Here is a 25,546-nt window from a genome sequence, read left to right as displayed (position 1 = left end):
AGGGATCTCCTAGGACTTGACGGCCCCCGCCGTCAGTCCGTCGAGCAGCTGCTTGCGCAGCAGCAGGAACATGATCAGGCTCGGGATGGCCGCCAGGACCGAGCCGGCGAGCACCATGTCGACCTGGCGGCTCTCGGCGCCGTAGAGCGCCTGGATGCCGAGGGGCAGGGTGTACTGGGCCGGGTCGGAGACCACGATGAGCGGCCAGAAGAAGCTGTTGTAGCTGTTCAGGAAGCTCCACACGGCCAGCGCGCCGAGCGCCGGGCGCAGCAGCGGGAGCACGATCCGCAGGAACAGGCCGAACTCGGAGGCCCCGTCGAGCCGGGCGGACTCCAGGATCGAGTCGGGCACCGACTGCTCGACGTACTGCCGCATCATGAAGATGCCGAACGCCGGGGCCAGCCAGGGCACGATCAGGGTGAAGTAGACGTTCGTGACCCCGGCCTTGATCAGCATGATGAACAGCGGCACCACGATCACCGCGAACGGCACCGCCAGTGAGCTGAACATGACGTTGAACAGGAACTTCTTGCCCGGGAAGCGGTACTTCGCGAAGGCGAACCCGGCCAGCGCGCAGACGAACACCGACACCGCCGTGGAGACCACCGCGACGACCGTGCTGGTCAGGAACCAGCCCCAGAACGGCTGGGTCTCCAGCAGCCGGGTGTAGTTCTCCCAGGTGAACGGGATCGGCAACGGCTGCGGCGGATAGGCGAAGATGTCGCCGCGCGGCTTGAACGACGAGCTCAGCGCCCACAGCAGCGGCACCGCGAACAGCACCACCAGCATGGCCAGGAAGACGTGGACCAGGCCGCGGCGGGAGCGCGGGGCGGCCTTCATCGCTCCCTCCCCACGCCGTACACCGCGTTGGCGGCCCGCCCGAGCACGAAGACGAGCAGGAACATGACCACCCCGGCCGCCGCGGCGTAGCCGAGCTGCTGGCGGGTGAACGCCTCGCGGTAGATGAACATCGCCACCGACAGCGTCGCCTCGCCGGGGCCGCCCTTGGTGAGCAGCATGGGTTCCTCCAGGATCTGCGCCGTGCCGACCAGCACCGTCACCGCGACGAACGCGGTGACCGGCTTGAGCATCGGCACGGTGACGCTGAAGAAGGTGCGCACCCGTCCGGCGCCGTCGATCTCGGCGGCCTCGTAGAACTCGCGCGGGATGTTCTTCAGCCCGGCCAGGAAGAAGATCGTCAGGTAGCCGGTCCAGCGCCACAGGACCAGCAGCATCACGCTGACCTTGGCCCAGCTCGGCTCGCCCAGCCAGTCGATGCCGCCCCAGCCGAAGAACCCGCGCAGGGCGGCGTTGAGCAGGCCGTACTCGCGGTCGTAGAGCAGGGTGAAGACCAGCGCGATGATGATCGGCGACAGCACCACCGGCATGAAGAACGTCAGCCGGAAGAAGTCCCGGCCCTTCAGCCCCCGGGTGTTGAGCGCCTGGGCGACCAGCAGCGCGGCCGGGACGACCACGCCCACCGAGAAGGCCACGTAGATCACGGTGTTGCCCACGGCGGTGCGGAAGCTGCCGTCCGACAGCAGCCGCTCGTAGTTGGCCGGCCCGACCCACTGGGGCGTGCCGAGGCCCGCCCACTCGGTGAGGCTGAGGTAGCCGCCGATCCCGATCGGCACGACCAGGAACAGTCCGTACAGGACGTAGAACGGCAGGACGAAGACGTAGGGTGCGGCGCCGGGCCCCCGGAGGCGGGCGGTGAGCGGCGGCGTCGTCATCCGCCTCCGGGAGACACGGGAGACACGGACCTCGGTCACGCTCATCCGCCGTTCTTCTTGTACGCGGCAGCCGCCTCCTTGATCGTCTGGGCGGCGGGTTTCTTGCCCTGGAGGGTCTCCAGCATCGGCCCGCCCAGCGCCTCGATCAGCGTGTTGAGCTTCTCGTTCTGGTAGAAGGTCGGGCTGTCGGCGGCGGCGGGGGTGTAGACGTCGAACACGCGCTGGCCGAGGTAGGCGTCCTCGGTGCTCAGCAGCTTCTGGTCCTTGTAGAGCGACTTGAGGGTGGGCAGGAAGCCGCCCATCTGGAAGCGGAGGAGCTGGCCCTCGGGGGTGAGGTAGGCCTGCTTCAGCAGCTCCAGCGCGGCGGCGGTGCCCGGCTTGTCCTTGAGGACGGCGAAACCGGTGCCGCCCATGGCCGAGGCGATGTGGCCGCCGCCCGCGAACTTCGGCAGGTTGCGGATCTTCCACTTGCCCTTCTGCTCGGGCACGTTCGCCTGGAGGCCGTAGACGTTGTACCAGTTGGGCATGACGGTCGCGATGAGCTTGCCGTTCTTCAGCGCCGCGGTGTTCGGGGCGCCGTACGGGTCGGGCAGCGCGATCAGGAAGCCGCTCTGCACGCCCTTGGCCATGAACTCCAGCACCTCGACGGCCTCGGGCGAGTCGAGGACGAGGTTGCCGCCCTCGTCGTAGTAGCCGCCGCCCCGCTGGAGCAGGAGCTGGAGGAACTGGTTGGTGATGGAGGTGTTGTCGCCGGTGGAGACCATGCCGAGCGACTGGCCGGTCTTCTCGTGCAGCTTCGCGCCGACCTCGGCGAGCTCCTCCCAGGTGGCGATGTCCGCGGGGATCTTGTTCTTCTTCCACTCGTCCTCGCGGTAGTACAGGACGCTGAGGCAGGTGTCGGACTCCAGCGCGTACAGGGTGCCGTCGATCGAGTAGGGGGCGGTGCGCAGCAGGTCGTCCTTGACCGGCGCGGCCAGGTCGTCCAGCGGGGCGAAGAGCTGCTTGCCGATGCCGCCGGACATGACGCGCGGGAAGACGCTGATCACGATGCCGATCATGTCGGGCGTCCCCCGGCCCGCCGCACCGGTCGAGATCATGCGGGTCACCAGCGCCTCGCTGTCGGCGTTGGTGAACTTCATCGTGTAGTCGTACCGGCCGCCCGGGGCCTCCGTGAGGCGCTTGGCCTGCTCGGTGAAGGTCTTCACGTAGCCCGGGTCGTGCGTCCACAGGTTGAGCTCGACCTTGCCCGAGGACACGGACGCCGAGCCGCCGCCGCTCTCACCGCCACAGGCGGCCAGCACACCCGCCGCCAGCAGGCCGCCACCGACCGCTCCGCTCCGACGTAGGAACACGCGACGCGATACGTCGGTCATCTGGAACTCCTTCGAGGATGGGGGATTCGCCTCAGGGGGCGTGTCGAGCAGCATGCTCGGCGGCCGGTGCCGGTGTCAATGAATCAGTACTACTATTTTCTCCATTGATACGATTTTTAGAGGTGCAAGGTGACGCGGCCCACCCGCACGACCTCCGCGGAGGCGACGGCGATGCCGTCGGGAACGTTCCGTACGGCCGGGTCGACCCACACGCCGGTGTCGCGACGCCACGGCAGCAGTTCGAGCCGCACCCCCTGTCCGGCGACGTCGTCACGCCACGGCGTGAGGTCGATGTCCCAGGTGCGCCCGTGCCAGAAGTGGTCGCTGACGAGCCGGTCGCCCACGTACGCGCGGCCGGCGTCGCCGGTCCAGGTCACCCGCAACAGCACGCGGTCGGCGCCGTCGAACACGTCACGCGGCACGTCCAGGCGCACGTGCGCCGCGCCGGAGTAGTCGGCCGGCGCGCCGAGCCGGTCCATCGGCCCGCCGCGCACCGGGTCGGGGGGCGCGGGGGCGTTCGGGTGCAGGTCGGCGGCGACCGTTCGGGCCCCTGCGCCGGAGACGTGCACCGACCAGGTGCGCCACAGCCCCTCTCCACGTGGGCCGTCGAGCTCGCCGCCGTCGGCCGCCAGCCGGGCGGGCGCGGGCAGCAGGGCCACGGCGCACCGCTCGGCCTCCGACTGGATCACCAGGGCGCCGTCGAGGGCGTACACCGGCGCGTCGGACAGCACCAGCCGCTCGCGGCCCGCGACCTCCAGCCGGTACAGGCGGTTCGCGCTCGCCTCGTCGAGGACGAGGACGCGCGCGCCGGGCAGGTCGACGACGCACTCCGTCCCGGGCTCGGCGACGTCCACCACCGTCGTGTCGCCGACGGGCCGGGCCCCCTCGACCCGGACATCGCCGTCGAGGACGAGCTCCACCGGCACGCCGCCGGCGGCGCACAGGACGACCAGGTCGCCGTCCTCGTCGGTGATCCGGGTGACGAGTTGCGCGGTGGCGCTGCGCAGGACGAGCCCCGGGGCGAGCGGGTAGCGCAGCGGCCACACCAGGGACACCCCGGCGGGAAGGTCGAGCGGCCTGGTCGGAACGGTGACGTCGGCGTCCTCGAACGACACCGTGACCTGGACGTCCTTCTGCGCGTCGAGCGGCCGCTTGGGCGGCTGGTACGTGGTCAGGAAGAGATAGCCGCTGTGCCCGTCCGAACGGACGGCCCATCGCAGCTCGCCCGGGTCGTCGCTGCCGCCGCCCACGCTGACGCTCATCGGCGCGAGCCGGGCGCCCTCTCCGGCCAGCCAGAGGTGCAGGCGGCGCAGCAGGTGGTGGTGCGGGCGGATCTGGCCGTGCTCCCCGATCGGGGCGTGGAAGTCGTAGCTCAGGGTCGGCACGTCGTTGGGGTAGCCCGTGGCGTGGGACTCCTGCTCGGTGCCGTGCGGTCCGACCCGCTGGGTGCCGCCGGCGTACATGTAGTAGCCCTGCCAGATCGACCCGCTCCCGATCTTGGCCAGGGCGAGCGCGGCGACGTCCTGGGCCGTGACCAGCGGGCGCCGGTGGTAGGCGACGTGCATGCCGCCGCCGATCTCGCAGGTGGCGAAGGGGGTCGCGGCGTCGTCCTTGAGCGGGACCGCGTCGGGGTCGAGCACGATGCCGTCGAGCGCCTCGCGCAGGTCCGCGCCCACCGTCAGATCGTCGCGGACCTCGCTGTAGCGGAAATGGTGGGCCGCGAACCGGGGCCACTCCGTCTGGGAGTCCTCCCAGAATCCGTCGGAGTAGGCGCTGTAGAGCGGAAGCAGCGTCTCGGGCACCAGGGCGCCGCCCCAGCCCGTCGCGGTCCACAGGGGCACCCGCAGTCCCAGGTCCTCGGCGATGCGTCTGAGCATGGCGAGATGCTGCGGCTGGTCGTACAGCTCGTTGTCCATCTGGGCGCCCACCACGGGCCCGCCCTCGGCGTGGGTGAGGCCGGCCAACTGGCTGATCGTCTGTGCATAGAGCGCGCGGACCAGCTCCAGGTAGGCGGGGTCGTTGGTGCGGGTCTTGAGCCCGCGTTCGACGAGCCAGTCCGGGAATCCGCCGCGGCGCGCCTCGCCGTGTGCCCACGGGCCCATGCGGACGACGACGTCCAGGCCGTGGCGTGCGGCGAGCTCGATGAACGCGCGCAGGTCGAGGTTGCCGTCCCACCGGAACCGGCCGGGCTCGGGCTCGTGCGCCTGCCAGAGCACGTACGTCGCCACCGTGTCCAGTCCGCCGGCGCGCGCGTGCCCGAGGACCTCGTTCCACCGCTCGCGCGGGATGCGGGAGTAGTGGATCTCCCCGGTCACCGGGAACCAGGGCTTGCCGCCGCGTTCGAGCCACCGGCTCGTGACCTCGATCCGGTCCGACGTCCTCGTGTCGTCCCCCAGCGGGAGGTGTCCCCGGCGGGGCGGGGGCTGCGGGGAGACGCGCACGGTGCGGGCCTTGCTGTTCATTGTTCTCCTTCGAGAGGGGCGTGGGCGATCGTATGGCTGGTTGACCCGGCGAGCCGATGGGCGTTTCACTGCCTCATATGGACGAAACGACGCTGCCTGAGGGGTTCGCCGGCGGACGGATGCTGGTCGTCCCCCGGCCCACGGTGCGCAGGGCGCTCGGCCGGCCCGTGACGAACCGGCTCCTTGTCACCGATACCGGGATCTTTCTCCGCGCCGCACGGCATGGAGCGGCCCGGCCCGGCGGCGCCGGACAGCACATCCTGCTGGTCTGCACCGACGGTTCGGGATGGGTCGAGACGGGCGATGGACGTTTCGCCGTTCAGCGGGGCGACGCGGTTCTCCTGCCCGCCGGAATGGCCCACGAGTACGGGGCCTCGGACACCGACCCCTGGACCCTGTGGTGGTTCCACGCCGTGGGCGCCGACGCCGCCGACCTCGTCAGCGCCGGACTGGCGGCGGCCGGTGGGATCGTCACGCATCTCCGGGATCCCGCACCCGTCGCCAGTCTCATCTCCCAGGTGATCGACGGCCTGGACGCCGGGACCACGGGCGGCCTCGTACGGGCCGCCGGCGCGGCGTGGAACGCGCTCGCCCAGGTCGTCGCCACCGGCCGCCGTCCCCTCGGAACCTCGCTCAGCCCGGTCGAACGCGCCGTCGAGCACCTGCGCGCGACCACGCCCCAGCGCACCTCCGTGGACTCGCTGGCGGCGATGGTCGGGCTGAGCACGTCCCAGCTCGGCGCACTCTTCCGGGAGCAGCTCGGGGTCTCTCCGCTGAAGTACCAGACGCAGCTCCGCATGGCGCGCGCACGGGAGCTGCTGGACCACTCCGGCCTCGCGGTCAAGGCCGTCGCCCGCGAGGCCGGGTACGACGACGCCCTGTACTTCTCCCGGAAGTTCGCGAGCGTCCACGGGCTCGCGCCTACCGCGTACCGGAACCGCCCGCGCTGAGCCCGCGCCGCTCCGCGTCGTGCGGTCTACCTCACGATGACCCGGCTCTCCCACGGGCCCAGCCGCAGCGTGCCGCCGTCCTCGGCGGCCTCCGGCACCTCCGCCGGCTGGCGCTGCTCACGCATACCGGCGCCGAGCGCCTCCGTCACGTGCTCCCGGAACCGCTGGACGACGTGCGGATCGGCGATCTGATGCACGCCGATCTCGTTGTCCACCTGGAAACCGATCACACCGGGGTGGCGGCCGGCGTACGTCGGGGTGCCGACGATCACCTTCAGGCCGCTGGCGAGGTCCGGCCGACGGTGGTGACCATGCCCTTCAACAAGCATACTTTTGTATTGAAAAATATTATTAATCCGTTGACACTCCTGAAACACGGGAGTCACACTGGGCCCTCACCCCCCGTTCCGAAGGAGCCCTGATGCCCATGGCCAGTTGGAGTGTCCGCGCAGGCCTGGCGGCCGGACTGGTCCTCAGCCTGCTCGGGCCCGTGGCGCCGGCCGTCGCCCAGGCGGCGCCCTCCCCCGAGATCCGCAATTCCGGCTTCGAGACCCCTCCCACCGGGCCGGCCAAGTTACCGGGCTGGCGCGCGGCGGGCACCCGCGGCGCGGCGACGATCGCCGGGCCCGCCCGGACCGGCGCGTTCGCGTTGCAGCACAACGGCACGCGGGCGTACACGGTCACCACCACCCAGACCGTGCGCGTGCCCGACGGGCACTACACCCTCACCGCCTACGCCCAGAGCGGCGGCGGGCAGCGCGCCAATTACCTGTTCGCCGAGCCGGCCGTTGGACGCCAGGCCCGCACCGCGGTGCCGGTGTCGTCCGCCTGGACGGTCGTCACCGTCCGCGGCATCGAGGTCCGGCACGGCCGGCTCACCATCGGCCTGCGCACCGAGGCTCCCCAGGGCGGCTGGACCCGGCTCGACGACGTGCGGCTGACCGCCGGAGCGCCGTACGACTTCCTCGCCGGCGGCGACATCACGATGCTCAACTGGGTGGAGGACAGCGGCGGCCGGTACTACGACGGGCGCGGCCGCCGCGAGGACCCGCTGAAGATCATGGCGGAGAACGGGACGGACATCGTCCGCCTGCGCCTCTACAACGACACCGGCCCCGATCACCCGCGGGTCGGGTATCCCGGCCACTATCTACCCGAGGGCTACCAGGACGAGGAGGACATCCTCGACCTCGCCCGGCGCGCCACGCGGTACGGGATGCGGATCCAGCTGACGTTCCACTACAGCGACTACTGGACGAACGGCGAGATCCAGGACATCCCCAAGGACTGGCGCGACGTCACGGGCCTGCCCCGCGACCAGGCCGTCGACAAGCTGGAGAGCCACGTCTACGACTACACCAGGTACTTCCTCCAGCGCATGGCCGCCCAGGGGACGCCACCGGCCTTCGTCTCGCTCGGCAACGAGATGCAGGGCGGGCTGCTCTTCCCCTACGGCTACTCCTACACCGCCGACGGGGCGCCGGCGCTGGCCCGGTTCCTCAAGGCGGGCTACCGCGCCACCAAGGAGGTGTCGCCGGACACGCAGGTCATCATCCACATCACCGATGCCGGCGACTACGACGAGTACCGCTGGTTCTTCGGCCTGCTCAACCGGCTCGGCGTCCCGTACGACCTCATCGGCTCGTCCTACTACCCGTTCTGGACCCGCCGCGACATCCCCACCGTCGTCCGGTTCTTCGACACCATCAGCCGGGAGTTCAACAAGAAGATCATGGTGATGGAGACCGGCGTCAACTGGAACCCGGTCACCCACGAGGGCCTCGAAGGCCAGCTCCACGACAACGGTCCCGTGCCCTACGGGGAGACTCCTGCCGGGCAGCGCGACTTCCTTTATGAGCTGTTCGCCGCGCTCAAGAGCGTGCCCGATGGCGCCGTGATCGGCGATCTCTACTGGGACCCGGTCATGATCCCGGCGCCCGGGGTCGGCTGGGAGGTCGGCGAGCCGAACTTCGTCAGCAACACGACCCTGTTCGACTTCACCGGCAGGGCGCTGCCCGCGCTGGACGCGTACCGCTACAACGTCGACGGCGGGCGCTGACCGATCCGGGTGGGGCACGACCTCCCAGGTCCGCCCCACCCGGCATCAGCCGCTGACCGGCGGGGCCGGCCGGGCATGGCCCGCCCACCCCCGCCGGGCATGGCCCGCCCGAGGTGGCCCGCCCGACGTCAGCCGGTGACCGGCAGGGCCAGTCCGGCCGCGCCGGCGACGGAGCACACGGCCTCGGAACCGGCCCGCGCCAGCAGGTCCAGCCCCAGCCTCGCGCGGCGGACCCGCTCGATCGACAGCGCCACCGACGTGGACTCCAGGTGGCTGCCCGACGGGTAGATGTCCGGGGCATTGCGCAGGCCGAACTTCGCATACACCGGCGCCGCCAGCTCCACCAGCCGGGGCAGCTCGTAGTGTCGGACGAAACCGCCCAGGTTGTCCGGCGACTCGACATAGATGTCCAGCGGCTGGGTGACCGCACCGCGGATGGCTCGGATCTGCGCGAGTGTCAGATCGGTCGGCAGATTGAGCGTGTCCGCCCCGAGCCCGGCGATCACCTTGGCGGTGGCCGGGTTCGCGATCGGGAGCATCACCGAGATCTTGGCCTGCATCTCCGCGGGCAGCTCCCCGCTGTCACGCAGCCGGCCGAACACCGAGAGCACACCCACGTCGGCGATCAGAACGCTGCGCACGCCCAGCTCAGCGGCCCGGCGGATCTCGTCCACCACCGCGACCAGCTGGTCCTGCCCGCGCACCGCCGGCGCCAGGCCACCCCCGGCGGGCGCGCGGCTCATCGCGGAGGTGTCCCAGCCGGCACACGGCCGGGCGAACAACGACAGCTCCACCCCGGCGTCGGCGGCCATGCCGACCATGTCGGCGATCTCGCCGTCCGTGAGCAGGCCCACCCCGCTGCCCTGCGAGACCCGGGTGACCGGGACGTCCAGCCGTTGTGCCTCGCGCAGGACGGCGGCGAGGCTGGCCGGCCCCTCCACGCTGGGGATCTCGACGCGGTATTGGGCCCCGTCGGGGAACCGGCCGGGAGACGGCGGAGGCGTGGACCCGTCGTCAGCGGGCAGCCCAAGACGAACGAGCAGCTCATGGGTGGTGGACATCGCGCTCCCAGTCCCGTATTGTTCGAAATCTCGAACAAGGTTCGGTATATCGACATGCGGAGGCTAACGATTCCGGCTCGCGGTCGTCAATGCCGGCCGATGGACATGCCGCGCCCCCCGACCAGCAGGAGACAGCGATGGCCCGGACGGTTCCGGCGGTCAACCGAGCGCTCGACATCCTCGAGCTGTTCCTCGCCGAGGACGCGCTGGCCGCCTCCGACATCACCGCCCGGCTCGACCTGCCCCGGACCACCGTCCACGAGCTGGTCAACACCCTGGTCGCCCGCGGCTACCTGGTCGCCGAGCCGAGCGCCCCGATCCGGTACCGGCTGGGCATGAGGCTCTTCGAGCTCGGCGGGCTCTTCGCCGACCGCCTCGACCTGGCCAGACAGGCTCAGGCGGCGGCCACCGAGGTGGCCGCCGCCTGCGACGAGAGCGTGCACGTGGCGATACTGGACGGAGCCGAGGTGGTGTACATCGCCAAGGTGGACAGCACCCATTCGGTACGCATGGTCTCCGCGGTCGGCCGCCGGCTCCCGGCGCACTGCACCGCGGTCGGGAAGATGCTGCTGTCCGCCCTGGCCCCGGACGCACTCGATACGCGCTACCCGCCCGACCGGCCCCTCCAGCCGATGACCCCGAACAGCATCACCACGCCCGCCGCGCTCCGCACACAACTGGCGGAGATCCGGCAGGCAGGCGTGGCCTACGACAACTGCGAGTCCAACGAAGCGATCGCCTGCGTCGCCGTCGGCGTGCTCGATCACAGTGGCCGCATGGTGGCCGCGATGAGCGTCTCGGTGCCGACCGTCCGCTGGACCGACGAGCGCCGAAAGCAGTGGACCGACCTCGTCCGCACCGGCGCCGCCACACTCTCCCACCGCCTCGGCCACCGCTCATAATCCGTGGACGGCACTACTCTCTCGGCACGGAGCAGCCGGTGACGATCGGCCAGGCACGCCGACTCACATCTCAAAGGGCGGCGCCGGGGTCGAGGACACGCCACCCCGGAGCACGTAACCCGACCCTGCGGCGGGTCGGGTTACGTGCTCATCGGACGTCAGTCGCGGTAAACGGCCTCCTGACCAGGTCATGCCGGGCCGGTTGCGGCGTCATCAACCGGCTTCCTCCAGCTCGACGGCGTGTTCCGCCCGGGCGGGAAGGAGCAGGGCGGTGATGACCACGGCCACGGACAGCACCGCGCCGAGGATGAAGGCCAGTCGCATGCCGTCGAGGTTGGCGAGCGCCTCGGCGACCCCCTCGGCTTTCAGGGCGTCGGCGCGCGCGCTCATCACGGTGATGACGAGCGCGGTGCCGAGGGCCGCCGAGACCTGCTGGAGCGTGCTCAGGATCGAGCTGCCGTGGGAGTAGAGGTGCGGGGGAACCGCGCCGAGCCCGAGGGTGAACACGGGGGTGAAGGTCGCGGCCAGGCTCACCATCAGCAGCGCGTGCAGGCCGAGGATCTGCCAGTACGGCATGGTCATCGTGACCTGGGTGAAGCCGGCGAGCGAGAGCATGATGCCGATCGCGCCGGGGATGACCAGCACCCGGCCGCCGAACTGGTCGAACAGGCGGCCGACGGTCGGACCGAGCAGGCCCATCGCCAGGCCGCCCGGCATCACGAGGAGCCCGGTCTCCAGGGCGCTGAGCCCGCGGACGCTCTGCAGGTAGAGCGGCAGCAGGATCATCGAGCCGAGCATCGCCATGAAGGACACCGACATCAGGATCAGCGCGACGGTGTAGGTGCGGTGGCGCAGGGTGCGTAGGTCCATCAGCGGCACGTCGCGCTTCTGCAACGACAGCTGGCGGAAGACGAAGACGGCGATGGTGACCAGCCCGGCCGCCACGATCCCGGCGGCAAGCCGGACGTCACCGCCCTCGAACTGGCTGAGCCCGTAGACCAGGCTGCCGAAGCCCGCCGCGGCGGTCACCACGCTGAACCAGTCGATGGTGCTGAGCTTGGGCTCGCCGATGTTCTTGAGCCGCTTCAGGCCGCTCCAGGCGATCAGGGCGGCGATGGGGAACACCACGGCGAACAGCAGGCGCCAGGACCCGAACTGCAGGATCACCCCCGAGATCGCCGGGCCCATCGCGGGCGCGACCGAGATGGCCAGGGTGACGTTGCCCATGACCTTGCCCCGGTCTTCCTCGGGCACCACCTGCATCAGCGTGGTCATCAGCAGCGGCATCATCACGGCCGTCCCGGACGCCTGGATGATGCGCGCGCCCAGCAGCACCTCGAACGTCGGCGCGACGGCGGCCAACGCCGTGCCGATCAGGAACAACGCCATCGCCACCGTGTAGGCGCTGCGGGTGGACACCCGCTGCAGGAACCAGCCGGTGATCGGGATGACCGCGGCCATGGTCAGCATGAAGGCGGTCGAGAGCCACTGCGCGGTCTGCTCGGTGATGCGCAGCGCCTCCATCAACCGCGGGATCGCGTTGATCATGATCGTCTCATTGAGGATGACCACGAACGTGGCGAGCACAAGCAGCCGGATCACGGCCGGGGTGCGGCCCGAACCGGCGGCCGCGGACTTGGCGGGTGAGTCGAGCTGTGGGCTGGGCACGGTACCTCTATCAGAGTTGTCGGAAATAGCGTCGTCACGGCCGGTATTCCAGCCTTGGGTCTCACGAGTAGTCGTGGTCATACACAGACTGACCTACACCACCGACAAAACTCATCGCCCCCGTCCAACAGTCCGGCACGTGATGCGAAATGTCACCCGCTTTTAACCCGGGTCCCGTGTCGCCCCATGACCTGCGGCGAACGCCGTGCGCCCCGTCGATCCCGGTGCCGAAGCCGGGGCGCGGTCGGTCTGCCGCCGTCAGGACGACGAGGGGGATGTCCCCGCCCCTCGTCGTCCACCTGCGGTCCGCGGCCGGACTGCGCGCCATGCCGACGACGGTGCTCATGCCGGGCGCCATGGGCCATGCCTCATCGCCCCGGACGACGACCGGACGTTCGGGTCAGCCGGGCCCGTTGACGTCCGACTCGGACGCGGCCAGCAGGCGACCCGCAAGAGCCGTGAGGCTGAGCCCCTTCAGGTCGGGGATCAGGACGCCGGCAATCTCATCGACATGCCGGCGCCAGGTGTCGGGGACGGCGGCGGCCCCCGACGCCGCGCCGCACAGCGCGCCCACCATGGCCGGCATGCTGTCGGACTGCCGGGCGACCAGCGCGGCCGAGCCGAGGGCCGTGGCGAGGTCGCCGTCGGCCAGTTCGGCCAGGACGAAGGCCGTGGGCAGGGTCTCGGCGGCCACTCCCCCGTGGCTGTACACGGCCGGGCTGAGCCGCTCGACCAGGCCGGGGACGGCGTCGAAGGCCGTCCGCGCCGACTCTCGGACGCCGGCCGCCCTGGCGAGATTGCGGGCGGTCCAGCTGTTCTCGGGGAAGGCGCCCGCCGCCTCCCGCAGCGCGTCGCGGAGGGAGGCGCCGCCGACCAGCGACGCGATGGCGACGGCCATCGCCTGAGCGGCCCAGACCCCGTCCTCGGCGTGGGTGATCTCGGCATAGCGTCGCGCGACCTCGGCGGCCCCGGCCGGGTCGCCGGCGTAGTAGAGGCCGATCGACACTCCGGCGGGCACGGCGCTGTCGGAGTAGTGCATCGGGTTGTCGTTGCCGGTGGCGGGCGGCGTCAGGCCCCTGGCGCTGTTGATGATCGCGGAGCGTTCGGCGACGCCGGTCCAGACGTCGGACGACATCCGCTTGCGCCATTCGGCGAAGAGCGCGGCCGAGTCGTGGCCCGGCGCCTCCAGGAGCACCAGCGCGGCCATGGCCGCGGTCTCGGCGTCGTCCGTGGGAGACAGCGGGATGTCGTCCCCGATCCCGAGGGTGAACGGCAGCAACGGGCGCGAGACCCGCTGTTCGTCCAGCGCGGCCGAGAGCCGCCAACCGGCGGCCCGGGCCCAGGCCGAGCCGGCCCTGCGGTGGAACTGGGCGGGAAGGCCCGCGGCGTCGCCTGCGGCCAGCCCCAGCAGGGCGCCGGCCGCACGATTGTCCCGCGTGGCGGTGGCGTCAACGCCCATCGACGGCCACCTCCCTGAGCGCCGAGCTCTGCCGGCCGGCGTCGTGCAGCCGGTCGGCCAGGTCGACGAGGTCCGTGCCGGCGGTGGCGGTGATGCATCGTCCGCTCACGCGTGCCACCTGGGCCCGCCACCGTTCGGGGATGGCCTGGGCGCCGTGCAGGGCGCCCGCCATGGCGCCGGCGATGGCGGCGATGGTGTCGGAGTCGCGGCCGATGTTGACCCCCGCCAGCACCACCTGGGTGAAGTCCCCCCGGTGGGCGGCGAACAGGCCGAAGGCCAGCGCGATCGCCTCCGGGGCGGCGTCGGCCCAGGGGTAGTGGAAGAGCGGGATCTCCGCGTACAGCGCTTCCTCCGCGGCGGCGGGTGAGCCCGCCGCCGCGGCCACGTCGAGCGCCCGGCCCACCAGCCGCGCCGACCAGGAGTCCCGTGGCAGCGCGCGCACGCCCGCGTCGATCACGTCGCGGTGGTCGTGCGCGTTCATCGCGACGGCGACGGCCGCGGCGACCGCCTGGGCGCCGAAGACGCCGTCGCGGGCGTGGCTGACCGAGGCGTCGACGGCCGCGATCCTGGCGGCCTCGTCGGGGTCGCCCATGCAGAGGATGCCGACGGGAGCGATCCGCATCGCGGCGCCGTCGCTCCACATCTCGTAGCTGTCGCTGCCGCTCTGCGGCGGTCGCAGCCCCGAACGCAGGTTGGCGAGGGCGACCATCTCGCTGAAGCCGGCGCCGTGGAAGCCGCCCCGCTGCGCCGCGACCGCGTCCAGCCAGACGTCGGCCACGTCGTCGGCGGTGATGCTCCTGCCGTGGGCGAGCAGGCCCCGGGCGCAGAGGACCGCGTACTCGGTGTCGTCGGTGCCGGCCGCGTCCTCGGTGAGGAAGTCGGTGACCCTGCCGTAGCGTGCGTGGATCTCGGCAGGTGTCATGCCTTCGGTGGGTGCGCCGAGGGCATCGCCGACCGCGAGGCCGAGCAGCGCGCCTCGGCACCGGTCCAGAGTGGTCACTCGCTCTCCAGAGTCGCATCGTTTTGCATGATGCCGCACACGCTAGCAGCGCACGCTCCCCCACGAACAGCGAGCTGCCTGGGATGACTTCTGGAAACAGGATCGTTACGCTGACCCCTTGACCGGAGCCGGGGACGCACTCCATGCTACGACCCAAATCGATTTGCATTTGTGGGAGCGAGATGAAGGAAGCAGGCCGGCGCCCGGACATCGCCGCCGTCGCCGCGGCCGCCGGAGTCAGCGTGACGACCGTGTCGCACGTGCTGAGCGGCCGCAGACCGGTCAGCGCCCGTACCCGGGCCAAGGTGGAGGCGGTCATCGAAGAGCTCGGCTACCGGCCGAACCCGTCGGCCCGCAGCCTGCGGACGGACCGCAGCGAGTCGATCGCGCTGATCGTCCCCGATCTGACCAACCCGTTCTACCCGCTGGTCGCGGCCGGGCTGCAGGACGTGCTGATGTCGAGCGGCTACCTGCTGTCCGTCACCGACGCGGCGCTGCCCAGCCGGGCCCTGCCCGAGGTCGTACGGCACGTGCTGGCCCGCAGGGTCGACGGCATCGTGCTGGCCACCTACGGCGCCACCGATCAGGACATCGACAAGATCGCGAAATCCGGCACCAAGCTCGTACGGCTGGGCGGCCGGTTCCGCGCCGAGTTCGGCGACATCGTCAGGGCCGACGACACCAGCGGCGTGCACGACATCGTCAGCCACCTGATCGACCGGGGATACCAGCGCATCGCGTTCCTCAACGGCGAGCCGCACGCGCACCCGAGCCAGATCAGACTCGAAGGCTACGAGCGGGCGCTGCGCGAGGCCGGCCGGCCGATCCTGCCCGAGCTGATCCACTCGGGCACGTTCACCCGGGCGGGCGGCGTGGAGGGGGCCAAAGTCCTGCTCTCCCGCTCGCCCCGCCCCGACGCCCTGGTCTGCGCCAACGACCTCATCGCCGTCGGAGCGCTCGACGTGACCAGGCAGCTCGGTCTGTCCGTCCCCGGCGACGTGGCCGTCACCGGCTACGACGACATCGAGGCCGCCTCCCTCATCACCCCCGCCCTGACCACAGTGCTCAACCCGGCCCGCGAGATCGGCAGGACCTGCGCACGTCTTCTGCTCGACCGGCTGGCCGGCGAGTACGACGACACGGCCCGCGAGATCGTCCTCGCCCACCGGCTCATCGTCCGCGACTCGTCATAGCCGTCCGTAAGGAGAACCACCTTGTCCGTCAACCTCGCCCGCCGTGACTTCCTCAAGCTGAGCGGCACCACCATGGCCGCCGGTCTGGCGCTCGCCGCGTGCGGCACCTCGTCCTCCGGCTCCAGCGGCAACAGCGTCACCTACTGGGCCGCCTTCGCCACCCCCGACAGCGAGAAGTACTTCCGCCAGAACCTCGTCGACGCCTTCAACAAGAGCGCCAAGGACGTCCGCGTCAAGATGGACGTCAAGCAGCTCATGACGCTGGGCAACCTGACCAACACCGCGGTGGCGGCGGGCAAGGGCCCCGACGTCGTCTACGCCGACGGCCCCTCGGCCGCACTGTCCTTCGCCAAGAGCGCCAAGACCGTGACGCTCGACGAGTACGCCGCGAAGTACGGCTGGCAGGACAAGCTGCTGCCCTGGGCGTACGAAGTCAGCAAGATCGACGGCAAGCTCCACTCCGTGCCCGTCGGCTACGGCTCGCTGGTGCTCTACTACAACCCCGACACCTTCGCCCAGCACGGCTGGAAGGTGCCGACCACGCTGGCCGAGTTCGAGACCGTGTGCGCCGCCGCCAAGAGCGCGGGCCTGATCCCCGTCGGGGCGGGCAACAGCGGCTACAAGGCGCAGAGCGAGTGGTACCTGACCTGCGTGCTCAACGCCGCCGCCGGCCCGAAGGCGATCCACGAGGCGCTCACCGGCGCCCGCAAATGGGACGACAAGGTCTTCGTCGACGCCATCACCCTGTTCAAGGCGCAGATCGACAAGGGCTGGTGGGGCGGCGGGGCCGACCGCTGGTTCACCAACACCGACACCGACATGTTCACCGGCCTCGCCGCCGGCAAGGTCGCGATGTACATGACGGGAACGTGGAGCTTCGACTCGGCCGGCACGTTCTTCACCGGCGGCAAGAAGTGGGACTGGGCGCCGCTGCCCTCGCTCGGTGACGGCGTGCCCGCCGGGGTCTATCCGCTGGCGATCGGCACCACGCTGTCGATCAACGCGCGTTCGGAGAACCCGGCGGGGGCGGCCGAGTTCATCGACTACCTCATCGCCGATCCCAAGCGCATGCTCGATTTCCTCGCCACGACCGGCACCAACCCCCCGCCGCTCAAGGTCTCCGCCGATGCCTACCCGGCCGGCATGGACGAGCGGGTCGCGCGGCTGTACAAGGCCATCCCCGAAACCACGAACCTGGGCTACGCGAGCTGGAGCTTCGTCCCGCCGAAGACGGACACCTATCTCTACACGGAGTTCGACAAGGTCATCACGGGTGCGATGTCGCCCGCCGACTTCTGCGCCGGACTGCAGAAGACCTTCGCCGCAGAGCTCGCGGCGGGCGCGGTGGCCAAGCCGTTCGCCCCCGAGTCGTGAGCGCGCCCCGTGCCCGCGCCCGGCTGACGGCCTGGCTGTTCATCGCTCCGCTGCTGCTCGTGAACCTGCTCGTCGTCGCCGGGCCCGGCCTGATGTCGGTGTACTACTCCTTCACCGACTGGGACGGCCTCGACGAGGCGCACTTCGTCGGGCTCGCCAACTACGCGATGCTGTTCGGCAGCCCCGACTTCCGCGGGGCCCTGCTGCACAACCTGCTCTGGACGGCCTTCTTCCTGGTCGTGCCGATGTCGATGGGGCTGCTCGGCGCCTTCCTGCTGTCCCGGATCCAGCGCGGCCAGCTGCTGTTCCGGCTGCTCTACTTCATCCCGTACGTGATCGCGACCGTCGTCTCGGCCGCCATCTGGCGGCAGATCCTCAGCCCGACCAGCGGCCTGGCACCCGCCCTCGGCAGCCTGGGCCTCCCCTGGCTCAACGACGTGAACTTCCTGGGTGACGGGCGGATCGCGCTCGGCGCGGTCGCCTTCATCAACAACTGGCAGTGGTGGGGCTTCCTGGTCGTGATCTTCCTGGCGGCCATGCAGTCGATCGAGCCGTCGCTCTACGAGGCGGCGAGGATGGACGGCGCGGGCAGCTGGCGCGAGTTCTGGCACATCACGCTGCCGTCGATCCGCCCGACCTTCATGTTCCTGTCGCTGATGACCGTCATCTGGTCGTTCCTCGTCTTCGACTACATCTACATCCTGACCCAGGGAGGTCCCGCCGGCTCGACCGACGTGCTCAGCACCGTGATGTACCGCGCCGCGTTCAGCGAGCAGCAGGCCGGCTACGCCTCGGCGATCGGCGTCATCCTGGCCCTGATCAGCGCAGTCACCGTCGGCGGCTACCTCTACCTGCGCCGCCGCCTGAGGTGGGAGATATGACCCGGCGCCCGTTCGCCTACCTGATCCTGACCGTCCTGGCCGTCTACGCCCTCGGCCCGATGCTGGTCTTCGTCCTTGCCTCGCTGAAGACTCCGAGCGAGATCAGCGCCAACCCCCTGGGCCTTCCCGGCGAGTTCCGCTGGGAGAACTTCGCGACGGCCTGGACCGACGCGAACATGGGCGCGGGCCTGGTCAACAGCGCCATCATCGCCGTGTCGACCGCGGCGGGGGTCTGCCTCATCTCCGGCTGCGCCGCCTACGCGCTCGGCCGGCTGGACCTGCCCAAACCCGGACTGTTCATCCTCTATCTGCTGGTCGCCAGCTCGCTGCCCATCCAGCTGTTCCTGGTGCCGCTGCTGTCCCTGTGGACGAAGATCGGGCTGTACGACAGCAGGTTCGGGCTGATCGTCATCTACTGGGCCATCTACAGTCCGTTCGCCACGTTGCTGATCCGTTCGTTCCTGCTCGCCGTCCCCAGGGAGTACGAAGCGGCGGCGCGTCTCGACGGCGCGGGAGAGGTGCGGCTGTTCACCCGGATCGTCTTCCCGCTGATCTGGCCGGGCGTCCTCACCGCGGGCCTGATCGCGGGGCTGCAGGCGTACAACGAGTTCCTGCTGGCCGTGACGTTCATCCAGGACAGCGAGAAACTGCCGGTCTCCCTGTCGCTCTACTCCTTCCAGCAGGGCTTCTCCCCCGACTGGGCGCTCGTCAGCGCGGCCGGTCTGATCATGGCCCTGCCGCCTCTGGTGCTGTTCCTGTCTCTGCAACGCCGCTTCGTCGAGGGTTACACCTCCTCGGGGATGTCGGGCTGAGCGTGCCGTAGCGCCTCCAGCAGCCGCGCGAGGGCGGCCTGGGTGGCCGGCAGGTCCGCGGGGTCGTCCGAGCCGGCCAGCCACAGCGCCGCCTCGTTCATCGCGCCGGACAGCAGGTGGGTCAGCGGCGCGACCGGCTGGGGCGCGATCGTGCCCTCCTCGATCAGGTCGGTGAGCGCTTCGGCCAGGTGGCGGGCCGCGGCGGCCTCATCCATCGCGCGCCATTCGGTCCAGCCGAGCACGGCGGGGCCGTCGACGAGCATGATCCGCTGAACGCCCGGGGCCGTGCTGGCCGTCAGGAACGCCTGGCAGCCGACGGTCAAGCGGGTCCAGAGGTCGTCGTGGACGTCGGCGGTCCGCGCCACCGTCTCGGCCACCTCCTGCTGCACCTGCTCCAGGACGGCCCTGAACAACTCGGCCTTGCTCTCGAAGAGGTGGTAGAGCGCGCCCTTGGTCACCCCGGCCTCGGCGACGATCTCCGACAGGCTCACCGCGCCGTAACCCCGGTCCGCGAACAGGCGCCTGCTCTCCCGCAGCAGGGCCTGCCTGGTCTGCTCCCGTTGCTGCGCCCGGACGCCGTGCGTCTTCATGCTTCCTCCCTTGACATACCGATGGTACGTCAAATACACATTCACGTACCGATGGTATGTGAAAGAGGTTCGTATGAAACTGACCAGCTTCTATCCCGTGATCTGCACCGCCCGGCTTCAGGAGTCCCGCGACTTCTACACCGGGCTCCTGGGGTTCGAGACGACGTTCGAGGCCGACTGGTACGTCAGCCTGCGGCGCCCCGGGACGCCGTCCTATGAGCTCGCCCTGCTCGACCACACCCACCCGACGCTGCCCGAGGCGTATCGCGTCCCGGTCCGCGGGCTGCTGCTCAACTTCGAGGTGGCGGACGTGGACGCCGAATGGGAACGGCTCGTCGTCGGCGCGGGGCTGACCGCCGAGCTCGCGCTGCGCAGCGAGGACTTCGGGCAGCGGCACTTCATCGTGGCCGACCCCAACGGGGTCCTCATCGACGTCATCACCCCGATCGCGCCCTCGGCGGAGTACGCCGGGCAGTACGCCGGCTCATGACGCCCGGGCGGCGAAGCGGGTGGTCAGGTGACGGTGCAGGTGAGTGCCGGGCCGGCGGCGGTCCCGGCGGCGGTGAAGCCGAAGGTGGTGGGGGCGTCGGCGGCGAGCCTGCCGTTCCAGGACTCGTTGCGGACGCTGACGGACGGCGCGGCGCCCGAGCGGACCCCGCCCCACAGCGGGGTGGCGCTCTGCGATCCGGGCCAGTTCCAGGTGACCGTCCAGCCGTTGATCGCCGAGGTGCCGGCCGATCCGGTCGGCGGCCCCGAGATACTGGTAGACCATCTTGGCCCCCCGGTGGACGAGGACGGCCGCGGCGACGAGCACGGCCGCGACTTAACCTGGCCATCCGAGCTCTGTACGGATCGCGTCCAGGGCTTCCTTCAGGCCGGATACCCGAAACGTTTCCCGGGGCCGGTGGCGTGAAATTTTCTTCTCCGTCCGGGGGCGGGCCGCGCTGCGCGACCAGGGAAGACGGCGGGCGGCAGGACGGGATCGGCGGGGCGGCGCATTGACGGGTCCACGCCCGGCGGGGTTCGCTCCACGTGGAAGGGGCCGGCCGTTCAGGGACCGCGGTCTCTGTTAGAGCTCGCAGAAACGGAGGCAACCATGGTGAGGATGATGCGCCTGCTGAGCGGCCTGGTCGCCGTGCTGGCGCTGCTCGCGGCCACGGTCTACGCCACGGTGTACTCAACGGCGGCCGGCGCGGAGTCGAACGGCGGCGTACGGGTGATGCCGCTCGGCGACTCGATCACCGACGGGTTCAACGTGCCAGGGGGTTACCGCGTCGACCTGTGGCAGAAGCTGGTGGCGGCCGGATACCGGGTCGACTTCGTCGGATCCCAGTTCAACGGGCCGTCGAACCTGGGCGACCACGACCACGAAGGCCACTCCGGATGGCGGATCGACCAGATCGACGCCAACATCGTGACCTGGCTGCGCACCTACCAGCCGCGTACGATCCTGCTGCACATCGGCACCAACGACATGTACCAGAACCCGACCGGCGCGTCCTCCAGGCTGGCCACGCTCATCGACCGCATCACCGGCACCGTGCCCGACGCCGAGGTGTTCGTGGCCACGATCATCCCCCTCAACGGCGCCGACCCGACCGTCAGGGGCTTCAACTCGGCGATCCCCGGCATCGTGCAGTCCAGGGCCGCGGCCGGCAAACACGTCCACCTGGTGGACATGTACAGCGCCCTGACCACCGCGGACCTGGCCGACGGCGTCCACCCCAACGCCGGCGGCTACAGCAAGATGGCGACCGTCTGGTACAACGCCCTGCGCTCGGTCCCCGGCAGCCTGGAGGGAACCCCGACCCCCACGCCGACCCCGACGCCCACGCCTCCCGGGCAGGGCGGCGCCTGCACCGCGACCTACCGGACGGTCAACACCTGGAGCGGCGGCTTCCAGGCGGAGGTGACCGTACGCAACAACGGGTCGGCGCCGCTGAACGGGTGGACCGTGGGCCTGACCCTGGCCGCCGGGCAGGCCGTCACCAACCTGTGGGGCGGCGTCAACACCGGCACCAGCGGCGCGATCAGCGTCCGCAACGCCTCCTACAACGGCACCCTCGCGGGCGGCGGCACCACGACGTTCGGCTACGTCGCCGGCGGCAACGGCGCGAACACGCCCACCGGCATCGGCTGCTCCAGCCCCTGAGCGGTCCCCGGCGCCGACCACTACCTCTGGCTGCGCGACCTGCACCGGGCGAGCACCAGCGGCACGCAACCCCCGCCCGACCGGCTGCGCGACGGCATCACCCTGTCCGGCGTGGACTTCTCGTACGGCGGGCCGCCCGTGCTGCGCGGCATCGACCTGCGGCTCCCGGCCGGGGCCACGGTGGCGCTGGCCGGCGACCACGGCAGCGGGAAGACGACGCTGGTCAAGCAGCTGCACGGGCGTTCATGCGGTCGACGCCGCTGCTCGCCGTGCTCGACGGCGGCCGCATCACCGAGTGCGGCACGCACGCCGAGCTCATCGAACTCTCAGGCCGGTACGCCCGCCTGTACGACCTCCAGGCGTCCGCCTACCAGTGATCGCTCACGGGTGGCGGGAGAGGTAGCCGCCCATCGTCCGGAACACCTCGCCGGCCGGCAGGTCGGTGCCGTCCTCGGTGCGCACCCGTTCGATCACCAGGCCGTGGCTGCGGCCCCGGCGGGCCTCGGCGCCGGCGACGATGACGATGCCGTCGCCCTCGCGGATGAACACCCGGCCCGGGGTGCCGCCGTAGACGCCCTGGGAGACCGAGGCCTTCAGGACGCGGACGCGCTCGCCCCTGTAGTGGGTGAAAGCGTTGGGGTAGGGGTCGGACTGGGCGCGCACCAGCCGTTCGATGTCCTCGGCGGGCCAGTTCCAGTCGATGTTGCTGTCCTCGATCGAACGCTTGTGGAAGAAGCTGGCCTTGGTCCGGTCCTGGGGCGTCCACTCGGTACGGCCGGAAGCGATGAGGTCCAGGGCCTCCGCGACGATGGGGCCGATGAGGTCGACCGTGCGGTGGAACAGGTCGGTGGCGGTGTCGGCCGGGCCGACCGGGACCGCGCGCTGCACGACGATGTCCCCGGCGTCCAGTTCGGCGTTCATCATGTGGGCGGTGACGCCGACCTCCTTCTCGCCGTTGATGAGCGCCCAGATGAGCGGGGAGAAGCCGGCGTAGGCCGGAAGCAGCGAGTCGTGCACGTTGAGGATGCCGTGCCGGGGCAGGGTGAAGATCTCCGGCGGTATCCAGGTGCGCCAGTTGTTGGCGACGATGAGGTCAGGCTCGACTTCCTTGAGGGTGAGCAGGAGCTCGTCGTCGGGCCGGTTGCGGAGCACGACCGGTACGCCGTGCGCCTCGGCCAGCTCGGCCACCGAATCGCTCCAGATCTTCTCGTAGGCGTGGTCGCTCTGAGGGTGAGTGACCGCCAGCACCACGTCATGCCCGGAGTCCAGCAGGGCTTGGAGGGTGCGATGCCCCCAGGTCTGGTAGCCGAACATCACGACCCGCATCAGCGCTCTCCTTGTGAGGTGAGGGGAATAAAGGTTAGGCTCGCCTAATTAGGCGAGCCTAACCTAACTTGGTTCTTGATTCCACCCATGGCTCCCCATCTCGGACCGCTCTCTCGAAAGGCCTTTCATGCCCACTGCCGAGCAGCCCGTCCACGACCTCGTCGGCATCGGTTTCGGACCGTCCAACCTCGCCCTGGCCATCGCGCTGCGCGAGCGGCAGGCGCGTACCGGCGAGCGGATCGACGCGGTGTTCCTGGAGAAGCAACTCTCGTTCGGATGGCACCGCGGCATGCTCCTCGAAGGCACCACGATGCAGGTCTCCTTCCTCAAGGACCTGGTCACCATGCGCAATCCCACCAGCGAGTTCGGCTTTCTGTCCTACCTGAAGGCACGCGGCCGGATGCTGGACTTCATCAACCACAAGACGATGTTCCCCTCCCGCATGGAGTTCCACGACTACCTGGAGTGGGCCGCGACGCCGTTCGCCGATCAGGTCGAGTACGGCTCGGAGGTCGTCGCGGTCACCCCCGTCACCGTCGACGGCGCGGTGGAGTATCTCGACGTGGTGGTCCGCCAGGGCGACGGGGAGCTCAGCACCCGCCGCACCCGCAACCTGGTCGTCGCCGTCGGCCTGGTCCCGGTGCTGCCCGACGGGATGGTCGGCGACGACCGCGTCTGGCACAGCGAGGAGCTCCTGGACAGGCTCCCCACGCTGACGGACCCGCGCCGGTTGGTGGTGGTCGGCGCCGGCCAGAGCGCCGCCGAGGTGACCGACCACCTGCACGGCCGTTTCCCCGGCGCCGAGGTGTGCGCGGTCTTCTCCAAGTACGGCTACACCCCCGCCGACGACAGCTCCTTCGCCAACCGCATCTTCGACTCCGGCGCGGTCGACCACTACTTCGACGCGCCCGAGGCGGTCAAGGACAGCCTGCGCGCCTACCACGCCTCCACCAACTACTCGGTGGTCGACCTCGACCTCATCGACGAGCTGTACCGCAGGCACTACCAGGAGAAGGTGCGGGGCAGCCAGCGGCTGCGCATCCTCAACGCCTCCAGGCTCGTCGAGGTCGCCCGGGACGCCGAGGGCGTGCGCGCCACTGTCGAGTTCCTGCCCACCGGGGAGCGGACCGTCCTGGACGCCGACGCGCTCGTCTACGCCACCGGCTACCGGCCCGGCGACCCGCTGACCCTGCTGGGCGCCGTCGGCGAGCACTGCGAGCGGCTGCCCTCGGGCGCCCTGCGCATCGAGCGCGACTACCGGATCGCCACCTCCACGCACCTGCGCTGCGGCATCTACGTGCAGGGAGCCACCGAACACACCCACGGCCTGACCTCGACGCTGCTGTCGAACACCGCCGTGCGGGCCGGGGAGATCGTCGACGCGGTGGCCGGGCGGCTGCGCACCTCCTTCGCGTTCTCGCGCTGACAGCCGCTGCGGTGATGGCCCCGCCGTCACCGCAGCGCCCAGGCCACATCCCTGAGCAGGGCATGCCGCCAGCCCGCCCGATCGTGGCCCGAGGCCGACCGGGAGACCCGCACGGTCGCACCGGCCTGTTCGGCCAGGGTCTCGACCAGCTCGCAGTGCGGCAGCATCCGCGCCTCGTGCTCCCCCACGTCGAACGCGACCCGCAGTCCGGACAGGTCGGGCCGCTCCCGCAGGCGCGCGGCGACGGCGCCGCCGACCGGTCCGCCCATGGGGTCGGCCAGTTCGGCGGCGCCGGGCGTCCACCAGAACGACCCCGACTGGCAGGCGACGGCCGACACCAGCTCCGGGAAGTCCAGGGCCGCGTACATCGCGCTCAGCCCGCCGAGGCTCTGCCCGGCGACCACCAGCCGGCCCAGGTCGGCGGGCACGCCGCTCTCGGCGACCAGCGGCAGCAACTCGTCCCGGACCGCCTCCCACAGCTCGGCCACGCATCCGAACTCGGCCTCCCTGTCCTGGGCGGGCAGGAAGACGAGCGTGGCGGGGGGCATCTCGCCGTGGGCGACGGCCGAGTCGAACGCGGTCATGGCCGGGTGCAGGTACAGCCAGTCGTCCCCGTCGAGCAGCAGGACCACCGGCCCGCCGCCGCCCGCCGGGTGGACCCGCACGGTGCGCCGCCCGCCGAGCCGTTCGCTGGTCCAGCGGATCCGGGTGCGCGGGAGGGGCAGGACGTCTTCGGCGCCGACGGCGGGCCAGTGCGGCTGGGCGGGGGCGTCCGGGGTCGCGGCGATGGACCGGTCACCTCCCGCGCCGACCGGGTTGAACGGGTCGGCGCAGGCCCCGTCGTCCGTGACGAACCGGTACGTCACCCGCAGCCGCGCGGGCATGGCCACCTCGGCGTACCAGCAGTCCGTGTCGCCCCACCGGCGCAGGGGCACCGGCTCCGACCAGCTCTCGAAGCCGACGCTCGCCGGGGACCCGCGCCACAGGAACAGGGTCGCCCAGCCGTCGCCGGCGGGCACCGACGCGGGCGCTCCCGCCGCCGCCCAGAACTCGTCGGAACCGGGTTCACCGGGGAACCCGAACGTGGCGAAAGTGTGCTCCATGCGCGGTCGTTCTCCGTCCCTA

General features: G+C 70.7%; 25 protein-coding genes. 11 read left to right on the top strand and 14 right to left on the bottom strand.

What is annotated here, in order from left to right:
- Positions 1-9: 9 nt before the first annotated feature.
- The 4 genes from AB0J87_RS41030 to AB0J87_RS41015 form a co-directional block, all read right to left on the bottom strand.
- Entirely contained in the window at positions 10-840 is an 831-nt protein-coding gene (locus tag AB0J87_RS41030) for a carbohydrate ABC transporter permease (protein ID WP_357748529.1), read from the bottom strand.
- Positions 837-1,778: a sugar ABC transporter permease gene (locus AB0J87_RS41025; protein ID WP_363975165.1), complete on the bottom strand. Its 942-nt coding sequence runs from the start codon at positions 1,776-1,778 to the stop codon at positions 837-839. Before AB0J87_RS41025 ends, AB0J87_RS41030 begins: the two co-directional genes overlap by 4 nt.
- Entirely contained in the window at positions 1,775-3,106 is a 1,332-nt protein-coding gene (locus tag AB0J87_RS41020; RefSeq protein ID WP_363975162.1) for an ABC transporter substrate-binding protein, read from the bottom strand. Before AB0J87_RS41020 ends, AB0J87_RS41025 begins: the two co-directional genes overlap by 4 nt.
- A gap of 116 nt (positions 3,107-3,222) precedes the next feature.
- Complete coding sequence (locus AB0J87_RS41015) at positions 3,223-5,568, bottom strand: beta-galactosidase (RefSeq protein WP_363975159.1); 2,346 nt, start codon at positions 5,566-5,568, stop codon at positions 3,223-3,225.
- A 77-nt stretch (positions 5,569-5,645) separates the two neighbouring features.
- Between AB0J87_RS41015 and AB0J87_RS41010 the strand changes: the two genes are divergently transcribed.
- Complete coding sequence (locus AB0J87_RS41010; RefSeq protein ID WP_363975156.1) at positions 5,646-6,518, top strand: helix-turn-helix domain-containing protein; 873 nt, start codon at positions 5,646-5,648, stop codon at positions 6,516-6,518.
- Between the two features lie 26 nt (positions 6,519-6,544).
- On the opposite strand, the gene AB0J87_RS41005 is transcribed toward AB0J87_RS41010, so the two are convergent.
- Positions 6,545-6,847 carry a hypothetical protein gene (locus AB0J87_RS41005; RefSeq protein WP_363975153.1) on the bottom strand — a complete coding sequence of 101 codons (303 nt, stop codon included), beginning with the start codon at positions 6,845-6,847 and terminating at the stop codon, positions 6,545-6,547.
- 92 nt (positions 6,848-6,939) lie between these two features.
- Between AB0J87_RS41005 and AB0J87_RS41000 the strand changes: the two genes are divergently transcribed.
- A complete protein-coding gene (locus AB0J87_RS41000; protein ID WP_363975151.1) occupies positions 6,940-8,577 on the top strand; it encodes a glycosyl hydrolase 53 family protein in 1,638 nt (545 codons plus the stop codon).
- Between the two features lie 128 nt (positions 8,578-8,705).
- Here AB0J87_RS41000 and AB0J87_RS40995 read toward each other — a convergent pair whose 3' ends face one another.
- Positions 8,706-9,638: a U32 family peptidase gene (locus AB0J87_RS40995; protein ID WP_363975148.1), complete on the bottom strand. Its 933-nt coding sequence runs from the start codon at positions 9,636-9,638 to the stop codon at positions 8,706-8,708.
- 137 nt (positions 9,639-9,775) lie between these two features.
- On the opposite strand from AB0J87_RS40995, the gene AB0J87_RS40990 reads away from it, so the two are divergent.
- The gene (locus AB0J87_RS40990; RefSeq protein WP_363975145.1) at positions 9,776-10,540 is read left to right on the top strand and encodes an IclR family transcriptional regulator; all 765 of its coding nucleotides are present in this window, start codon (positions 9,776-9,778) and stop codon (positions 10,538-10,540) included.
- Between the two features lie 213 nt (positions 10,541-10,753).
- Here the strand turns inward: AB0J87_RS40990 and AB0J87_RS40985 are convergent, their stop codons facing one another.
- The 3 genes from AB0J87_RS40985 to AB0J87_RS40975 form a co-directional block, all read right to left on the bottom strand.
- Complete coding sequence (locus tag AB0J87_RS40985; protein ID WP_363975142.1) at positions 10,754-12,208, bottom strand: MDR family MFS transporter; 1,455 nt, start codon at positions 12,206-12,208, stop codon at positions 10,754-10,756.
- Between the two features lie 400 nt (positions 12,209-12,608).
- The gene (locus AB0J87_RS40980) at positions 12,609-13,667 is read right to left on the bottom strand and encodes an ADP-ribosylglycohydrolase family protein (RefSeq protein WP_363975139.1); all 1,059 of its coding nucleotides are present in this window, start codon (positions 13,665-13,667) and stop codon (positions 12,609-12,611) included.
- Positions 13,657-14,667 carry an ADP-ribosylglycohydrolase family protein gene (locus AB0J87_RS40975; protein WP_363975136.1) on the bottom strand — a complete coding sequence of 337 codons (1,011 nt, stop codon included), beginning with the start codon at positions 14,665-14,667 and terminating at the stop codon, positions 13,657-13,659. The genes AB0J87_RS40980 and AB0J87_RS40975 overlap by 11 nt, the downstream gene beginning before the upstream one ends.
- 182 nt (positions 14,668-14,849) lie before the next feature.
- On the opposite strand from AB0J87_RS40975, the gene AB0J87_RS40970 reads away from it, so the two are divergent.
- The 4 genes from AB0J87_RS40970 to AB0J87_RS40955 are packed head-to-tail and all read left to right on the top strand — an operon-like array spanning position 14,850 to position 18,927.
- Positions 14,850-15,860, top strand: coding sequence for a LacI family DNA-binding transcriptional regulator (locus tag AB0J87_RS40970; RefSeq protein WP_363975133.1), 1,011 nt, complete (start codon positions 14,850-14,852; stop codon positions 15,858-15,860).
- A 21-nt stretch (positions 15,861-15,881) separates the two neighbouring features.
- The gene (locus AB0J87_RS40965) at positions 15,882-17,234 is read left to right on the top strand and encodes an extracellular solute-binding protein (RefSeq protein WP_363975130.1); all 1,353 of its coding nucleotides are present in this window, start codon (positions 15,882-15,884) and stop codon (positions 17,232-17,234) included.
- A complete protein-coding gene (locus AB0J87_RS40960; protein ID WP_363975127.1) occupies positions 17,231-18,115 on the top strand; it encodes a sugar ABC transporter permease in 885 nt (294 codons plus the stop codon). Before AB0J87_RS40965 ends, AB0J87_RS40960 begins: the two co-directional genes overlap by 4 nt.
- Positions 18,112-18,927: a carbohydrate ABC transporter permease gene (locus AB0J87_RS40955; protein ID WP_363975124.1), complete on the top strand. Its 816-nt coding sequence runs from the start codon at positions 18,112-18,114 to the stop codon at positions 18,925-18,927. The genes AB0J87_RS40960 and AB0J87_RS40955 overlap by 4 nt, the downstream gene beginning before the upstream one ends.
- On the opposite strand, the gene AB0J87_RS40950 is transcribed toward AB0J87_RS40955, so the two are convergent.
- Positions 18,900-19,517: a helix-turn-helix domain-containing protein gene (locus AB0J87_RS40950; protein WP_363975121.1), complete on the bottom strand. Its 618-nt coding sequence runs from the start codon at positions 19,515-19,517 to the stop codon at positions 18,900-18,902. The genes AB0J87_RS40955 and AB0J87_RS40950 overlap by 28 nt on opposite strands.
- 73 nt (positions 19,518-19,590) lie before the next feature.
- On the opposite strand from AB0J87_RS40950, the gene AB0J87_RS40945 reads away from it, so the two are divergent.
- Entirely contained in the window at positions 19,591-20,007 is a 417-nt protein-coding gene (locus AB0J87_RS40945) for a VOC family protein (protein ID WP_363975118.1), read from the top strand.
- Positions 20,008-20,030: 23 nt separating this feature from the next.
- Here AB0J87_RS40945 and AB0J87_RS40940 read toward each other — a convergent pair whose 3' ends face one another.
- Positions 20,031-20,237 (bottom strand): cellulose binding domain-containing protein, encoded by a 207-nt coding sequence (locus AB0J87_RS40940; RefSeq protein ID WP_363975889.1) that lies wholly within the window; start codon positions 20,235-20,237, stop codon positions 20,031-20,033.
- A gap of 376 nt (positions 20,238-20,613) precedes the next feature.
- Between AB0J87_RS40940 and AB0J87_RS40935 the strand changes: the two genes are divergently transcribed.
- Positions 20,614-21,669: a cellulose binding domain-containing protein gene (locus AB0J87_RS40935; RefSeq protein WP_363975115.1), complete on the top strand. Its 1,056-nt coding sequence runs from the start codon at positions 20,614-20,616 to the stop codon at positions 21,667-21,669.
- A 20-nt stretch (positions 21,670-21,689) separates the two neighbouring features.
- Here the strand turns inward: AB0J87_RS40935 and AB0J87_RS40930 are convergent, their stop codons facing one another.
- Positions 21,690-21,896 carry a hypothetical protein gene (locus AB0J87_RS40930; RefSeq protein ID WP_363975112.1) on the bottom strand — a complete coding sequence of 69 codons (207 nt, stop codon included), beginning with the start codon at positions 21,894-21,896 and terminating at the stop codon, positions 21,690-21,692.
- An 18-nt stretch (positions 21,897-21,914) separates the two neighbouring features.
- Between AB0J87_RS40930 and AB0J87_RS40925 the strand changes: the two genes are divergently transcribed.
- Complete coding sequence (locus tag AB0J87_RS40925; RefSeq protein WP_363975109.1) at positions 21,915-22,046, top strand: hypothetical protein; 132 nt, start codon at positions 21,915-21,917, stop codon at positions 22,044-22,046.
- Positions 22,047-22,050: 4 nt separating this feature from the next.
- Here AB0J87_RS40925 and AB0J87_RS40920 read toward each other — a convergent pair whose 3' ends face one another.
- The gene (locus AB0J87_RS40920) at positions 22,051-22,995 is read right to left on the bottom strand and encodes a methionyl-tRNA formyltransferase (protein WP_363975106.1); all 945 of its coding nucleotides are present in this window, start codon (positions 22,993-22,995) and stop codon (positions 22,051-22,053) included.
- A gap of 127 nt (positions 22,996-23,122) precedes the next feature.
- On the opposite strand from AB0J87_RS40920, the gene AB0J87_RS40915 reads away from it, so the two are divergent.
- Positions 23,123-24,421 (top strand): lysine N(6)-hydroxylase/L-ornithine N(5)-oxygenase family protein, encoded by a 1,299-nt coding sequence (locus AB0J87_RS40915; protein WP_363975103.1) that lies wholly within the window; start codon positions 23,123-23,125, stop codon positions 24,419-24,421.
- Positions 24,422-24,447: 26 nt separating this feature from the next.
- Here the strand turns inward: AB0J87_RS40915 and AB0J87_RS40910 are convergent, their stop codons facing one another.
- Positions 24,448-25,524: an alpha/beta hydrolase-fold protein gene (locus AB0J87_RS40910; RefSeq protein ID WP_363975100.1), complete on the bottom strand. Its 1,077-nt coding sequence runs from the start codon at positions 25,522-25,524 to the stop codon at positions 24,448-24,450.
- Between the last annotated feature and the right edge of the window lie 22 nt (positions 25,525-25,546).

The sequence above is a fragment of the Nonomuraea sp. NPDC049625 genome (assembly GCF_040675285.1).
Lineage (GTDB): Bacteria > Actinomycetota > Actinomycetes > Streptosporangiales > Streptosporangiaceae > Nonomuraea > Nonomuraea angiospora_A.
This window is presented reverse-complemented; position numbering and strand designations above follow the sequence as displayed.